At 33.0% G+C, this 15,898-nt stretch carries 10 protein-coding genes and 5 pseudogenes; 13 read left to right on the top strand and 2 right to left on the bottom strand.

The genetic code is table 11. The annotated features are described in order from the left end of the window. Nucleotides 1-30: 30 nt before the first annotated feature. Nucleotides 31-1,650, top strand: a pseudogene (locus LMD38_RS20945) (RHS repeat domain-containing protein); the annotation flags it as partial. Nucleotides 1,651-2,003: 353 nt separating this feature from the next. Here LMD38_RS20945 and LMD38_RS20940 read toward each other — a convergent pair. After that, nucleotides 2,004-2,387 (bottom strand): annotated as a pseudogene (locus LMD38_RS20940) (Tn3 family transposase); the annotation flags it as partial. On the opposite strand from LMD38_RS20940, the pseudogene LMD38_RS20935 reads away from it, so the two are divergent. From LMD38_RS20935 to LMD38_RS28750, 12 genes and pseudogenes are all read left to right on the top strand, one after another. Beyond that, nucleotides 2,386-3,414 (top strand): annotated as a pseudogene (locus LMD38_RS20935) (RHS repeat-associated core domain-containing protein); the annotation flags it as partial. The pseudogenes LMD38_RS20940 and LMD38_RS20935 sit on opposite strands and share 2 nt — an antisense overlap. Nucleotides 3,415-4,214: 800 nt before the next feature. Continuing rightward, nucleotides 4,215-4,349, top strand: coding sequence for a hypothetical protein (locus tag LMD38_RS28660; protein WP_262730709.1), 135 nt, complete (start codon nt 4,215-4,217; stop codon nt 4,347-4,349). Between the two features lie 106 nt (nt 4,350-4,455). Then, nucleotides 4,456-6,756 (top strand): annotated as a pseudogene (locus tag LMD38_RS20930) (RHS repeat domain-containing protein); the annotation flags it as partial. 24 nt (nt 6,757-6,780) lie between these two features. After that, entirely contained in the window at nt 6,781-7,383 is a 603-nt protein-coding gene (locus LMD38_RS20925) for a hypothetical protein (protein ID WP_062822532.1), read from the top strand. Nucleotides 7,384-7,547: 164 nt separating this feature from the next. After that, nucleotides 7,548-8,303 (top strand): Imm26 family immunity protein, encoded by a 756-nt coding sequence (locus LMD38_RS20920; RefSeq protein WP_062822533.1) that lies wholly within the window; start codon nt 7,548-7,550, stop codon nt 8,301-8,303. Between the two features lie 51 nt (nt 8,304-8,354). Continuing rightward, nucleotides 8,355-8,720: a ribonuclease E inhibitor RraB gene (locus LMD38_RS20915; protein WP_073530680.1), complete on the top strand. Its 366-nt coding sequence runs from the start codon at nt 8,355-8,357 to the stop codon at nt 8,718-8,720. A gap of 361 nt (nt 8,721-9,081) precedes the next feature. Then, nucleotides 9,082-9,966, top strand: coding sequence for an Rpn family recombination-promoting nuclease/putative transposase (locus LMD38_RS20910; protein WP_062822700.1), 885 nt, complete (start codon nt 9,082-9,084; stop codon nt 9,964-9,966). 278 nt (nt 9,967-10,244) lie between these two features. Beyond that, entirely contained in the window at nt 10,245-10,895 is a 651-nt protein-coding gene (locus LMD38_RS20905; RefSeq protein ID WP_061183710.1) for a hypothetical protein, read from the top strand. Nucleotides 10,896-11,029: 134 nt separating this feature from the next. Further along, on the top strand, nt 11,030-11,956 hold the full coding sequence (locus LMD38_RS20900; RefSeq protein WP_061183709.1) for a hypothetical protein: 927 nt from the start codon (nt 11,030-11,032) through the stop codon (nt 11,954-11,956). Between the two features lie 797 nt (nt 11,957-12,753). Continuing rightward, nucleotides 12,754-13,632, top strand: a complete 879-nt coding sequence (locus tag LMD38_RS20895; protein WP_061183267.1) for an ABC transporter permease subunit — start codon at nt 12,754-12,756, stop codon at nt 13,630-13,632. Nucleotide 13,633: 1 nt separating this feature from the next. Beyond that, entirely contained in the window at nt 13,634-14,638 is a 1,005-nt protein-coding gene (locus LMD38_RS20890) for an ABC transporter permease (RefSeq protein ID WP_016716763.1), read from the top strand. A gap of 209 nt (nt 14,639-14,847) precedes the next feature. Next, a pseudogene (locus LMD38_RS28750) lies at nt 14,848-15,198 on the top strand (hypothetical protein); the annotation flags it as partial. A 49-nt stretch (nt 15,199-15,247) separates the two neighbouring features. Here the strand turns inward: LMD38_RS28750 and LMD38_RS20880 are convergent. Continuing rightward, nucleotides 15,248-15,793, bottom strand: a complete 546-nt coding sequence (locus LMD38_RS20880; RefSeq protein ID WP_062822699.1) for a TetR/AcrR family transcriptional regulator — start codon at nt 15,791-15,793, stop codon at nt 15,248-15,250. Nucleotides 15,794-15,898 lie beyond the last annotated feature (105 nt).

Here is a 15,898-nt window from a genome sequence, read left to right as displayed (position 1 = left end):
AAAATATGAACTGAATTAATAATAACCACAAATGGCGTAGAACGTACAAAAACATACGACAAGGCAGACCGCGCTACAAGCGCAACAGATAGCCGAGGCGGAAAAGTTGACTGGGCATATCACGATAAAGCAAACAGTAAGACAGAAAAGCTAAAAGAACAAACAGTAACGCAAGGCGGATACACAAATAAAGTATCGTATGACTACAACACGTTAGATCAAAACATTCGTGTAACAGACGGTTCTCAAACGTATCGATTTGATTATGATGATCAAGGAAATGTTCGTACGTATACAGCTGGAAATGGTTCAGGTTCTACTTTTAACTATGACCAATCGGGTAACCGTACGAAGATTAAACATGAAGGTGCGGGCGGAAAAGTAACAGAGACAAACTTTGTCTATGACCCGATTAACCAATTATTAAATGAAGCATTACCAAATGGAACAACTAAATCATACACATATGACGGATTTGGAAACCGTACGAGTGTGAAAGTTGTAGAGAATGGAAAAGAAACAAAATCTATAGCGGCAACATTCAATGATGGGAATCAGCTTGTCAAATTCGGAAATGAATCGTTAACGTATGATGCAAATGGAAATCGTACATCAGATGGGAAGTATAAGTATACATGGAACGAAGACGATCAACTTGTATCGATTACAAAACAAGGGGCAACTACTCCATTCGCGACCTATAAGTATGACGAGGATAATCGTCGTATTGAAAAGAATGTGAATGGTCAAGTAACACGTTATTTCTATGATGGAGACAGCATTAATCCGTTATATGAGACGGATGGTAGTGGAAAGGTACTTCGCCAATATGTGTATTCCGTAAATGGTTTACGTATGGCTATGAAATCGCAAGGACAAACATTATACTATCACTACAACCCACGCGGTGATGTAGTCGCAATGACAGATCAAAATAGAGAAGTTGTAGCAACGTATGAATATGATTCGTGGGGTAATGTATTAAAGAGTGACGCAAAAGGTATCGCAGCAGATAATCCGTTTGGATATGCAGGATACATGTATGATAAAGAAATTGGTATGTATTACCTGATTGCGAGATACTATAATCCAGAACATGGTGTGTTCTTATCGGTGGATCCTGATCCAGGTGATGAAGACGATCCAGTGACGCAGAATGGGTATACGTATGGTGATAATAATCCGGTGATGAATGTGGATCCGGATGGACATTGGGCATATCGTCCTTGGGGTACGACACCTATGCCATATTATAATAACAAGACACGATATGCACATTTTAAGGGAGTTAAGTCTGGATTGAGTGCTGTGAAAAGTAGTTATGAAGGAATTTCTGGATTTGGAAATATAATGAATAAGGTGCTAACCTTTGGTGTTGGTGCAACTTATGGATGGAAATCATCTAGAAGTAGCTCGAAAAAACAAATCGCAAATTTATCGCCGGGACAGCGCGTTCAAAAGCAGCAAATACTAAAAAATGCAGTGAAATCAGCGGCTAAAGGAGCGTTATTCACTGGTAGTAAAGCTGTTGGAGGGATAGGGCTGATTCCGGACGCGGCGGTTTTTGTAGATGGATATTATAAGGGGTATAAAAAAGGATATAAAGATTATAAGCCGAAAAAAACTAATTCTAAGAAAAGAAGGAGATAGATTAGTAAAATGGAGACGACACATACAATGATTGGTATATATAATGTTGTTTTTATTGTAGCATTATTGGTGATTATGTTAAAAAGGAAAAACTATCGAGCTACAATGGTGTTAGTAGTAAGTCTCATATATACAATTCTAGTAAGTTTTACCTCATATATGTCGTTCTTGGGTTACAAAATTAACGTGATAATTGTAATTTTTCTGGGGATTAGTTTTATCTTGGCTGGTATTTTTGAAAAAGAAAAGTAAAGTCTATTGGGGTACGGCAGCCATTCCTTCTTTTTGGAGCTACTCACAAATATAAAGTAAGAGAAGTGAGGTTTTCACACACTCATTTCTCTTGTTTTTGATTAGCTTGCCTCTTCAGTTTTAGTAAGTGATACAGGTATATCAAACTCAATATCTAGTGGACGTCGATTTGAATCTAATCTATATTTTCCAAATCAGTTCACATGAAATGTTAAATACGGACTTAAATCAGATAAGACGTCCTCATCAACTGTATTTCCCTCTTGTATATATTCATGAAGAATTTGTGTGAGTTGAAAGATATTATAAAAAATTAAGCAATTTGTTACTAGATGATTGTACTTTATAACTTTTCTTTGACGCTCTCGATTATTTTCTGCGATAATTCTTTCACCGCCAAAGAATAACCACTTTGCAAACCCATTAAAAGATTCACTTTTATTTGTAGCGGCTTGGATTGTACTTCTTAGTTTTTCATCAGAATGGAACGAAGATGACCAAATTGTAGCTATTACAAAACAAGGTGAGAGCAATGCATTTGCGACTTATAAATATGACGAGGATAATCGTCGTATTGAAAAGAGTGTAAATGGTCAAGTAACACGTTATTTCTATGATGGAGACAGCATTAATCCGTTGTACGAGACGGATGGTAGTGGAAATGTTCTTCGTCAATATGTATACTCTACAACTGGCGTGCGTCTAGCAATGAAATCAAAAGGACAAACATTATACTACCACTATAACCCTCGTGGTGATGTCATTGCGATGGCAGATCAAAATAGAGAAGTTGTAGCAACGTATGAATATGATTCGTGGGGTAATGTATTAAAGAGTGATACAAAAGGTATCGCAGCAGACAATCCATTTGGATATGCGGGATATATGTATGATAAAGAGATTGGTATGTATTATCTGATTGCGCGTTATTATAACCCAAATCATGGTGTGTTCTTATCGGTGGATCCAGATCCAGGTGATGAGGATGATCCGGTTACAATGAATGGGTATACGTATGGTGATAATAATCCGGTGATGAAGGTGGATCCGGATGGGCATCTTGCATGGTGGATAGCTTCTGGAGCTGTTGGTGGAATTGCTAATGTGGGCAGTTATGTAATAGGGCATTATGCAAAACATAAAACTTTAAAAGGAATGAATTATAAAAGACTGGGTAAGGATTTCCTTTGGGGGGTAGCCGGTGGTATTATAGGAGGATCAGGAGGTCATGTTGCTAGGAATTTAGGCAAAGGAGCTCGTTTATTTGTTAGTACTCATACAGCAGTACCTGGGTATGCTGTAGCGAATGCTGGAAGTGGTGTACAAAGAAAAGGACAAAGTGGTTATAGTGGAAAAGGTATGGCTCGAGATGTAGCATATTCTATGACTGGAAGTAAAGGTTATTTAGGATTAACCTTTGCTACTGCATATCGTGATAATCGTTCTACTAAAAATGTAAGTAGTAAGAAGAAAAATACAAAAAGTAATAAAAAGGCTGCTAAAAAAAGGTGAAGATAGTTTTTAATAGAAAATTGAGGTTAGTATATTAGTTAGAAGTTATTTTATTATTATGAGTAAGATGAATGTTTATGAATAATATCCATTAAGTGAAAATATATTTTTCACTTAATGGATAAGGTCCTTTAAAAAATAATAAAGTAGGAGAGATATATGGAAGACATTTTTTTTATGGTACTATGTTTTTTTATAGCCTGTGGAATTATAATTTTTGGAATTATAATAGATAAAGAAACTTTTAAAAAGCAGCGTGTTAACTCACTGTTATTTTCTTTATTAACACCATTCCCAATCGTACTGTCTTTCAGTTTTTATTTGTTTAAGATATTTTCAATCGGTGTAGGAGTAGCTATATTATATTCGATCTTTTATGATGTATATAGTTATTTTGGATTATAACTTAGTGTGTAAGTACTTGAGAGGTTAAGGAGAAAATAATTATTGATGATAATATAAGAATTTAAAAAGAAAGAAGAGCTGAAATGCAGTGTCCCCTGTCAAGTAGACAGGGAGCACTGCAAACTTTTAAGCTCTTCCTTTTTTATATGTTATAAATTAGGATATTCTTTAGAAGTGCTCTATACGGCTGAATGTACATCACAGTTTACGATAGTATTCAATTATATATAATTGAAATAAGATCTTTATAAAACAGTATGCATCTAATTTTTAAATGGGGTATTTTTGGGGGAATACATTGTACAACGTGAATATATCGTTTTTTCCTTAAAAGGAGCTTGAAAATAAGTGGGATAACAGTAATCAGCCATACGAACGAGTTAGAAGGAGAAACCATGGACACATACATCGAAATACACAAACCTGCAACGGAAAAGAACGGATACTTTTTAGTGTTGGATGAACATGATAATTTTGAAAATGATTTCAATGAAGAACAGTTAGAGTGTTATAGGAGAGAATCAATATAATTTAATGAATTAAATTATACTTTACAAATCGGGAAAATTCTTATGCTTATACCGGATTTTAGATCAAAAGAATATATTGTTTTTGAAGATTTAGCAGGGGTCTTTTCTCTTTAGAAACAATAATAAAGGAAATGTTTGGTTTGATAATATTCGTTTACTAGAAGGGAACGCTCTTATTAAAAACGAGTACGACAACGATGGCAATGTTGTTGCGACGTATGATGAAGAAGGACAGAAGAATACATTCACATACGATGCATCAGGAAATAAAAAGAGCGAAACCGATGAAAAAGGAAATACAAAACTATATGATTACAACAAAGATAATCTATTAACGAAGGTTACATTAAAAAATGGTACCTCTGTAAATTATCGTTATGATCATAATGGAAACACAACAGAGAAATCTGTTATGTTTGGTGGGAAAACACAAACACACAAATATGAATATGATGTAGATAATAAAAATACAGTGTATATCGATGCGTTGAACCGTCGTATTGAAAATATGTACGATGAAAATGCAAACAAGATTAAAACGAAAATGCCAAACGGTTCTATCTTAGAATCTGTATATGATACTGCAGATCGCGTCATTGGTGAAAAGCGAAATGGAAAAGATTCATTTACATTTGAACGTGATCAAAATGGACAAGTTCCGAAAGTCAAAGACCATGTCAATGGCGTAGAACGTACAAAAACATACGACAAGGCAGACCGTGTCACAAGCGCAACAGATAGCCGAGGCGGAAAAGTTGATTGGGCATATCACGACAAAGCAAACAGTAAGACAGAAAAACTAAAAGAACAAACAGTAACACAAGGCGGATATACAAATAAAGTATCGTATGACTACAACACGTTAGATCAAAACATTCGTGTAACAGACGGTTCTCAAACGTATCGCTTTGATTATGACGATCAAGGAAATGTTCGTACGTATACAGCTGGAAATGGTTCAGGTTCGACGTTTAACTATGACCACGCGAACAAAATTAAAGATTTAGTAGTCGGTACATCAAACAGTATTCTACTTTCTGAACGATATGAATATGACCAAGCGGGTAACCGTACGAAGATTAAACATGAAGGTGCGGGCGGAAAAGTAACAGAGACAAACTTTGTATATGACCCGATTAACCAATTATTAAATGAAGCATTACCAAACGGAACAACTAAATCTTACACATATGATGGATTTGGAAACCGTACGAGTGTGAAAGTTGTAGAGAATGGAAAAGAAACAAAATCTATAGCAGCAACATTTAACGAAGGAAATCAGCTTGTAAAATTCGGAAATGAATCGTTAACGTATGATGCGAATGGCAATCGTACATCAGACGGAAAGTATAAGTATACATGGAATGAAAACGATCAAATTGTAGCGATCACAAAACAAGGTGAAAGCAATGCATTCGCAACTTATAAATACGATGAAAACAATCGTCGTATTGAAAAGAATGTAAGTGGTCAAGTAACACGTTATTTCTATGATGGAGATAGTATTAACCCGTTATATGAAACAGATGGTAGTGGAACTGTACTGCGTCAATATGTATACTCAACAAGTGGCACGCGCCTAGCGATGAAATCAAAAGGACAAACGTTATACTATCACTACAACCCCCGTGGTGATGTTGTTGCGATGACAGATCAAAATAGAGAAGTTGTAGCAACGTATGAATATGATTCGTGGGGTAACGTAGTAAAGAGTGATACGAAAGGTATCGCAGCAGATAATCCATTTGGATATGCGGGATACATGTATGATAAAGAAATTGGTATGTATTACTTGATTGCGAGATACTATAATCCAGAACATGGTGTGTTCTTATCAGTGGATCCTGATCCGGGTGATGAGGATGATCCGGTTACGATGAATGGGTATACTTATGTAGATAACAATCCAGTATTAAAAATAGATCCTGATGGGAAAATCCCTATTTTTGCAGTGGCAGCTGCACCTTTACTTTGGTTAGGTGTAGCTGCCGCAGGAGCTGGTGCGGCCTATTATGGATATAAAGCTTATAAATCAGTAAGTCGAATAGAGGCTAATGCTAAACAACAGGCTCGTAATACTGCCTTCAGGTTAGCGATTAGGACTGCAGGATGGGGGAAAAATAATTATAATAATTACAAATCGAAAAAACAGTATTATTATAACCCAGGATCAAGACATCCATATGGACAACAAAGTCGACAGGTTCGCCCTACTTGGGAAACCAGAAGTTTTGCTAATAAGGGAGGATCTGGTGTAAGAGTTGCTCAAGATAAATGGGGGCATAAATTTGCAGATGGCAGAACTGTTAAACCACATTTTAATGTATACGTTAAAGTGAAAGGAACTGTAGTTGTAAATAAACATATTTTCTACCGCAGTAATTGGGATCCAAGACGGAATAAATAAAAAAATTGTGTTTAAGGAGAAAATATGGACAAATATATTGAAATACACAAACCTGCAACGGAAAAAAACGAATATTTTCTAGTGTTGGATGAACATGATAATTTTGAAAATGATAAAATCTTGAATTTGTTATCAAAAATTAATAGATATATAGTTGATGTTGATACAAGCATGGAACAATTTATGAAAACAATGATGTCGAAATTTCATTTATATATTTTAGTGAATTGTGAAGGGGTTCAAGAGGAATTAACAAAGGTGCAAAATTACATTTGGGAAAAAGAATTAAAAGAGTTAAACTGGAAAAAGTCGATTGTGAAGAGCACAATTTTAATAAACCAGTATGATCCTGCAACTGATATTTTCGATGTGATTTCTCCTGTATGTATGGAAGGGAGCCTCATGTTCCTTTTCTCTGAAAAAGAAGTAAACGATAATGAGTTAGAGAGTATCATAAAACATATAAATTTTGATCGGACAAGAGTATATTTCAATAAAGAAACAATTGAACTGGCGGGGGAAATGGGGTATATAGTAGGGCATTTTGAAGATGAGTATTATTTAGTATCTTTACGTTCGGAAAAGCAAGTATTTGTTTGTTATGCGGAAGAACGTATTATGGATTAGAATGAAGCCGCAAAACATGAAGTTTCTACATTGAGAATGAAAATGCACCTGAATTTTTGGGTGCATTTTTTACAACCTTTATGTGTAGAATCAATGAGAGGATTTTATTACTAGAAGAAAATGATTTCAATGAAAAATAGTTAGTGTGTTATAGGAGAGAATAAATGGAATCAGTATTATTTAATAAATTAAATTATACGTTACAGGTCGGGAGATTTCGTATGTTTATACCGGATTTTAGTTCAAAAGAATATATCATTTTTGAGGATTTAGCCGGGCTTTTAGATTTAGAGACAAATTATGATGCAATGGTTTTTATACGAAATCAAGTTAAAGAAGCGGGAATAAAAGGTAAAGTCCGTTTTGATTCAGAGAGCGATTGTGTAGAGATATATTCAACAAATGGAAAGACAATGTTACAAGTTGCGATTTTAGTGAATGAACTTATAGACGAAGAATTTACATTTACGAATCAAAGAGAGTATGAGCAGTTCATAGGATCTTGGAAACGACCTAAAAAACAAAAATGGAAAGTTGGGGATGTATTTTCTATCCCTTTACCAAATGAAACATATTTTTTCGGACAAATTGTTGAATTGATGGAAGACGTGTTTCCTTTATGTGTTATATTTGATTGGCATTTGAAAACAGTGCCTACTAAAGAGGATATCGATAATGCTAACATTTTAACAGCTTTGATGCTTAATGGAATGGTATTTGACGATTATACTCTTAAGGTTATTTTTGAAATGGAAATAATGGGAGAAATAACCGAAAACACTAGGAGAAATCCAGTTCGAAATGTGACTTGGTCTACTTCTCATTTAGTAGATTTCTGCATGGAATACAAGTTAGAAGAGAAACAAAAGTTTGTAGAAGAGATATCCGCTAATAAAAATTTTGTAATCGAGTATAAATGAGGATAGCAATTTTTATCCGTATTATAAAATAATTTGAGGAGAGATTTATAAATGGCAGAAACAGTTCATGAAAGACAAGAACGAGAAAATCAGGATATAGAAACGCTAGCAGCTTTGAAGGATGCAGGATCTAATTTAACGAAAGTGCACTATCTAGAACATTACTTTTTAGTAGATACAATAGAGATGGCTGAGAAAATTGCAGATGTACTACATGAAAAAGGCTATGATATTTATGAACCATCTGAACAAGTATCAGAAGACGGATTAAGTTTCTATGTATTTATAGTGGGGAAAAATTGTATACCAACAAAAGAAAATGTTTGGGAAGAAACAAAGCAAATGGCTGAGTTAGCGATTCTATATAGTGGAACATGTGATAGTTATGACGGATGGGAAACACAGGTTGTAGAGTAATAATAAAGAAGGACTATTCTAAATTAAATTTTAGGTAGTCTTTTTTATTGTGAAAATATGAACTGAATTAATAATAACCACAAATGGCGTAGAACGTACAAAAACATATGACAAGGCAGACCGTGTCACAAGCGCAACAGATAGCTGAGGCGGAAAAGTAACAGAGACAAACTTTGTCTATGACCCGATTAACCAATTATTAAATGAAGCACTGCCAAACGGAACAAGTAAATCTTACACATTGGAATCACAAGTTTTTATAGGTTTAGGCAAGCTGATAACATAAGAGTCTGTTTGCATGTTCTATCTTTTTTTATGTACAATAAGGATAAGAAATGATATAGACAGGGAGAGAAAATCCATGTCCACTAAATTAGTAAATTTACGGATTGATTTTGCTTTTAAACAGTTATTTGGAACGAAAGGAAATGAGGAAATTTTAGCAGGTTTCTTAAATGCAATTTTAGAGGAATCTTTAGATGCACCTATTACATCGTTACAACTAGACGATCCACATCTCCATAAATCTTATGAAGATGATAAGCTATCAATTTTAGACTTATTAGCAACGCTAGGTAATGGAACGCAAGTGAATATCGAAATTCAGCTTAGGAATACACATGATATGGTAAAGCGATCTTTATATTACTGGAGTAAACTTTATACATCTCAGATGCAAGAAGGAATGCCATATCGTTCACTTCGAAAAACCATTACTATTAACTTATTAGATTTTATTTTATTTTCTCAGGATGATGCATTTCATACTATCGGACAATTATGGAATACTAAAATGCAGCAACTCTTAAGTGACGACATTGAAATTCATTTTGTAGAAATACCAAAATTGGTAAAACAATGGCGTGAAGAAAAAGTAAACCCGTGGGAAAATACATTTGTTCGTTGGATGTTATTATTACCAGCACATGAAGATGAACGTTTAACTCAAACATTGGAGGAGATTGCGATGAATCAAGATCCAATTTTACAAAAGGCAATAAATAAATGGGAAAATATGAGTCATGATTCTTCTTTCCGAACAGCATATGAAGCTCGAGAGAAATTACTTTTAGATGAACAAGCTAAGTTAGCTCATGCAGAACAAGAGGGCATGGAAAAAGGCATTGAACAAGGTAAGATGCAGATGATTCGAGGGATGTATGAAATTGGTGTATCGCTTGAAACTATTGCAAAAGCAAGTAAGTTGAGTGTGGAGGAAATAGAGCGTATCTTGAAATTAAAGTAAATATATGAACCTAAAGTACTCATGAATAAAAGAAAATAGATGCTTATTATTATGATATGTTTAATAGAAAAGCAGTGCTGAAAATGTTGGCAGTGCTTTTTCTTAATTAATTTTTTGGTGTTTTTCATTCCTCTCACATTGCTTTAAACACTTCAGAAACGACGTTATTGTTATATGTTATATCGAAAATTAAACAACTATTTATACGAGACAGGTAGTAATAGAGGATTACATATGAGGTATAATTAACCTACAATTTATAAAGTGGAGGCAAATGTATGAATAAATTAGGGTTTAGAGTTATTTGCGGAGAAGAGGGATATGGTCATTATTTTGGTGGAGACACTTGGAAAGTTCCTATATGTCCGCAATGTAATGAACAAGCACATCAAATATTTACCTTTGATTTGAATGATTCTAGATTAGAGGAACTTAAGATAGAAGAATTAAGAGAGTTGCCATTAATTACTTGTTTAAATTGTTCCTTATATGAAGATGTGCAAAACTTCAAAATAAATATAATGGAACGTTCTATACATACCATTACTCAAAGTGAGATGTTTAATTGGAAGTATGAATTAATTGATAAGATACCAGTTCCTTTGCCGAAATATGATATGAAATTAGTAACGATGGAGAATTATGATGTCCCTTGTGATGAAGATGAAAATGACCAAGCTTTTGATGCGATGGGAAGAGATTATATTTGTAGAATAGTTGGAGTACCCCTATACATAGAAGATTCTATAGAGGCAACGTGTCCTTGTTGCTCGAACAGTATGAACTATGTGGCTATGTTGACCGGAGAAGATTATGGGAATGAAGGAGAACTTACAGGAGGAATAACGTTTCAAATAGGAGAGAGTTTTTTATATTTTTATCTATGTAAAGAATGTTTAATCATACAAACTTCCATGCAGAGCACTTGAGTTTGTTCTGCATGGAAGTTTTATTTGATTGAGAAGAGAGAGCACCATTTATAAATGTAGAAAAAGAATAAGTGATAATAGAACTTTTATCAATGGTTTGAGTTACGTTAGGATGTATAAAAGAGGTGGTATCAATGTTAAAACGAGAGCCTTCAAAGCTTATAATAGAGGGGAATCAATTTTATATACCTTGGGTGCATTGTGTCATACAGGATAACTTTATTGTTGTGGATTCTAAATCTCGAAAGTTACAGTTTAAAATTGTATGTCCAACATATAAGACTTTAGTAGAAGATGATTATTTAGATATATATTTAAATAAGTACCCTGATTTTATTCATAAGGAACAAAGTTATTACTATAGAGAGTTTAATTTTCAAGAATCGGAATTTAATATAGAGGGAGAAACTTTTACGGTCCTTAATGGAAACATTCGAATTAGTTATTTATCAATAAGGACTTTTTCTATAGCAATGGAATTAGAATTAAAAGCGAGTAATGGTTTAAGAACAATGGCTACTTTATATTTATATCCCCTTATTAAGGAATTAGTAACGAGTGAGAGAAATATGTACTTTAGTAATCTTATTCCTCAAATAGTTAAAGAGGCAGAATCACCGGTGGGTTCAACTAATGGAAAACCGATAGAGGAGCTAAATCTTGAAGATTTTTCTGTTTCATCCATTTGGGAATGGGACTTAGAAAATGAAAGCTTTGAGTATCAAGATGAAACTTGGGTCAGACCATCAACTGTTAAGAGTATATTTGAAATAGATAATATGGATGTCTTTATAAAAGCAGACTTATTATTAAAGGACGATAATAGTTTATATAAATGTATTTTAAACATAGATGTAGACCAAATAGCGCAGACTTTTTCTGTTATAGAAGGAGCTGTATTTATAAATGAAGAGTATATCGATTTAAGAGATTTTTTATTCAATCCAAAAGCAAATATACAGAAGATAGTTTTTCATATCCAAGATCAAACATTTGAAAAGATGAGTCCAATAAATTATAGAAAGCAACAATGGGATTTAACATTTTCTTGGAGTAAGTAAGGTGAAGTATATAAAATTATAATGGAGGGTAAGCGTCAAACTTATTAGAATTAAGGGAGTTTGACGCTTATTTTTTATGTTTAGAATCAATGAGAGGGTTTTTATTTATATGAAAGATATCGTATGTAAAGAGTTAATCAGTTTTAAGTCTATTGTTGAAGCTTTGAAAAGAAAGTATTAAAAGAATTTGGGTTAGCGAAAAATACAAAAAAGGTAATGGGCCGGAATTCCTGATAGTTTATCTAAAGGGAGAATTACAGAAATTAAAGATGTTCGAAAGATATCATATTCCAAGCAGTAAATTAGCAAATAAAAAAGAACAATTGTGAATCAGATTCTTTTTTATAATTAATGGGCTATAAACTGAAAAAACTTGAAGAAATTTATAAATCTTTCTATTCAAAATGAATTATAACTATTTTTTTGAATAATTTTGCTGTAATTTAATGTCTTCTCTACTAGCAAATAGGAAAAGAAACAATTGTGAAACTGGTTCTTTTTATAATTAATGTGCTATAAATTGAAAAAACTCGAAAAAAATTTTATATTGAATATTCTGTATTTTATTGTTAAAATTTTCATTGTATTACCAATAATTTGAAAAGAGGTTGTTAGTTTGTTTATAAAAACATTTAGCATCCCTAATAAATAAGGAATAAAAATTTTTTCCCTTTCAATTCAAGTATATGAAGTGTTTCTTTTTCCTGAATTTGTTGTAAAAACTAGTTCATTAGGCTACCGTCAGTAGAGAATCTCTACTGATGGTAGCTTCACTTTATAGGAAAGGTTAGGCTAACATGAAAAAAAATTTTGCACAAACATATTTAACGATACCGTTCCACTTATTCTTATCGTTTATTATCATTATATTTATCGGCACGTTACCGCACTTATTTATTGGGATGAAGATTGACTTTAACAATTACCTGCACACACTTACGGACGTCACCTCTAAATTAATAGGGTGGGATCCATTAACTTACACGAAATTTGCAAAACCCCTATTTCCTCAAATTCTAATTCAATATGGAAACACGATTATTATCTTTTTAGCTGCTCTTCTTATTTCCGTATTAGTTTCTTTTATGACTGTTTATGCCTTGTTGCTACTCCCTGTAAAAAAAAGAGAAAGAATAAAATCATTTTTTTTACTATTAGAAGCAATTCCTGATATTTTTATTATTTTATGTCTCCAATTACTTGTCGTTTGGATTTATAAACAGACAAACTTTTTAATCGCAAATATAGCTGGTACAAAAGACAACTCAATCTTACTATTTCCAATTATTTGCTTAAGTTTTCCAACTATTCTTATGTTTAACAAGCTACTATTGCTACGTTTTGAAAATGAATTACAAAAAGATTATACCTTGCTAGCACGTGCCAAAGGATTTGACACGTTTTATATTCTCAATCGTCACGTTCTGAGAAACGTCTTTTTAAGTACTCTCTACTTCTCAAAAACAAATATTTGGTATATGTTATCTAATTTATACATTATTGAATACTTACTCAATGTTCAAGGTATTTTCACATTTTTAAAAACGTATAATACCGAATTAGAACCAGCACCTGAAATATTTTGCGTTACATTGTTTTTAATTTACATTCCTATCTTTATTGTCTTTAAGCTTTTCAATATTTTCATACCTGATGAATTGAAAGGAGAATCTTAACATGTGGGCCCATTTAAAAAGAGATAAGTATTTCATAATTTGTATATCCTTTTTGCTTCTATTAATCATAGTAAGCATTGGAAATTCCATATTCTTTGATGGGAAAGTTCGCCAAACATCTATTCTATATGATGAAAGTGGTAATGTACAAGCGGCACCATTTCCCCCTTCTTTCACTTTTCTGTTAGGTACGGATATGAAGGGATTTGATTTATTACATAGAGTAGTTGATGGAGCGAAATGGACCATTGGTATATCGTTATTGATAGCATTTCTACGAACATTTATCGGGCTAGCAATTGGATTATTCTTCGCTTTTTATGTAAGAAAAAGTTTTAAGACACTTGAAGCTCTCTTTGATTGTTTTACAGTTGTTCCAATGACCCTCATTGGTTACTTTATTCTTGATACAGTATTGCGTTTTCAAAACGGGTCTCCAGCTCCCTCTTTCTTTGAACGAGCATCCTTTGAAATCGTAGTCTTAGTCATTCTCGCTTTACCCGTTCTTATATTTTATTTTGCAAAAGAGACAAAAAAGATACTGAACGAAGAATTTATAGAAGCTGCTACAATATTAGGAGGAAGCAAATTTCATCTCGCTATAAAACACATATTTCCAAATATATTTCCTATTCTAATCATTGTCATGATGCAACAATTTGTACAAACTTTAATCATTTTCTCTCATTTTGGTATTTTAGAATTATTTTTTGGTGGTACAATTCTTTTCTACGGAAATGAAGCTGAGTCAGTTAGCAATGAATGGTCAGGTTTAATTGGTCTCTATTTTCGTTCCCTCTCCGTTCAACCTTGGATTCCAATGGTTCCTATTACATTTTTCATCCTGACTATTATTACAGCACATATTATGCTACAAAGGATACAATTAGCATTTGAAAAACGACACATGAAACAAACATCTCAAGAACCAATAGAACAACTCAATACTTCTAATTTTACACAACAATTCCCCGCTAATTCATTTACACTCTATGATGACAAATAGCATTGGAGCAATATATTTCTAGAGGGGAGTGTAAAACATCTTTTTTAGTAAAAAGGGATATTTATATGGAGAAAAAAGTAGAGATATTGAAAAAAACTAAAAGAATTTTAACCTGGGACAGCAGAGGAAATGGATGGTGAAAATTAAATGAAAAATAATTTGTAGAAAGAAGAGCTGATATCGGCTTTTCTTTTTTATAAATATCTTATATAGCTGATTGTTATGCAATAAATGTGTTAGATGGAGACGTTTGGCTCTATTATTCAGAATATCCTTTAGTTCAAATGAAAGATAAAAAATTTCATATGTCGTGGAATGAAATAAAGGTAACTATGGAAATATGGTCAGAAAGTTTTGCGGTTGCTCAAGATAAAGTAGTGTTCATTACTTAAGATAAAAAGTTGGTTGTTTATGATTTAAATAATAATCATGTGCATGATGTGAATCTTCGTAATGAACTAGGAGAACCGATTCAATTTGTTGCTTATTATAGCCGCGGATCTGTTATGTATTTTCAGATGGATGATAGGCTGTATTATGTTGATACAATTAATATATGAGGTGATAAAAAAGCGCACTCAACAATCTGGGTGCGCTTTTTCATAACCGTTATATATTCCTCTTCATCAACTCCCCAACTTGCGTCGCAACAAACGCAACATCACTATCAATTTCGTCTAACACGTAAGATTCTAAAATGCCCATGACAGCCGTTCCTAAAAATTTTAAAATGATGTGTTTATCGATGTTTTTATTTATTGATGTGTTTGTGTTTAACTTCTTCTCTATTTCACCCATGATGAAAGTTAATAACTTTTTTTGAAACGATAATGTGCTGTTACTTTTAAATAACGCCGCGAAAAATGGTTTATGTTCTTTGAAGTATTCAAACCATATGATCGTTCCTTCTATAAACCCTTTGTTTTGTTTCTCATAGCATATTTCTTTTAATTGGTCTAAATGATCGTCCACAATTTTATCTAATAAATTGTACTTATCTAGATAGTGTAAGTAAAAAGTTTTTCGCCCGATGTTTGCTTTTTCGGTAATGTTTTTTACTGTAATTTCGTCGAAACCATCTGTAATTAACATTTCTATAAATGCCGATTGAATGGCGTTTTGTGATTTTATAATTCTTCGATCGATTTTCTCCATATGGGTTCCTCCGTTGTTGATACACATATTTCTGTATGTGTGTATTATGACCCAAATGCGTAAATGTGGTCATTGAAACAAGTGGTTGCTCGCTTTATTATAAAT

Source organism: Bacillus pacificus (genome assembly GCF_020861345.1).
In the GTDB taxonomy this organism is placed as follows: domain Bacteria; phylum Bacillota; class Bacilli; order Bacillales; family Bacillaceae_G; genus Bacillus_A; species Bacillus_A pacificus.
This window is presented reverse-complemented; position numbering and strand designations above follow the sequence as displayed.

Excerpts from the sequence above, each read along its gene's own strand:
- LMD38_RS28660 (WP_262730709.1), top strand. The coding sequence starts at position 4,215 with ATGGACACATACATCGAAATACACAAACCTGCAACGGAAAAGAACGGA.
- LMD38_RS20925 (WP_062822532.1), top strand. The coding sequence starts at position 6,781 with ATGGACAAATATATTGAAATACACAAACCTGCAACGGAAAAAAACGAA.
- LMD38_RS20920 (WP_062822533.1), top strand. The coding sequence starts at position 7,548 with ATGGAATCAGTATTATTTAATAAATTAAATTATACGTTACAGGTCGGG.
- LMD38_RS20915 (WP_073530680.1), top strand. The coding sequence starts at position 8,355 with ATGGCAGAAACAGTTCATGAAAGACAAGAACGAGAAAATCAGGATATA.
- LMD38_RS20910 (WP_062822700.1), top strand. The coding sequence starts at position 9,082 with ATGTCCACTAAATTAGTAAATTTACGGATTGATTTTGCTTTTAAACAG.
- LMD38_RS20905 (WP_061183710.1), top strand. The coding sequence starts at position 10,245 with ATGAATAAATTAGGGTTTAGAGTTATTTGCGGAGAAGAGGGATATGGT.
- LMD38_RS20900 (WP_061183709.1), top strand. The coding sequence starts at position 11,030 with ATGTTAAAACGAGAGCCTTCAAAGCTTATAATAGAGGGGAATCAATTT.
- LMD38_RS20895 (WP_061183267.1), top strand. The coding sequence starts at position 12,754 with ATGAAAAAAAATTTTGCACAAACATATTTAACGATACCGTTCCACTTA.
- LMD38_RS20890 (WP_016716763.1), top strand. The coding sequence starts at position 13,634 with ATGTGGGCCCATTTAAAAAGAGATAAGTATTTCATAATTTGTATATCC.
- LMD38_RS20880 (WP_062822699.1), bottom strand. The coding sequence starts at position 15,793 with ATGGAGAAAATCGATCGAAGAATTATAAAATCACAAAACGCCATTCAA.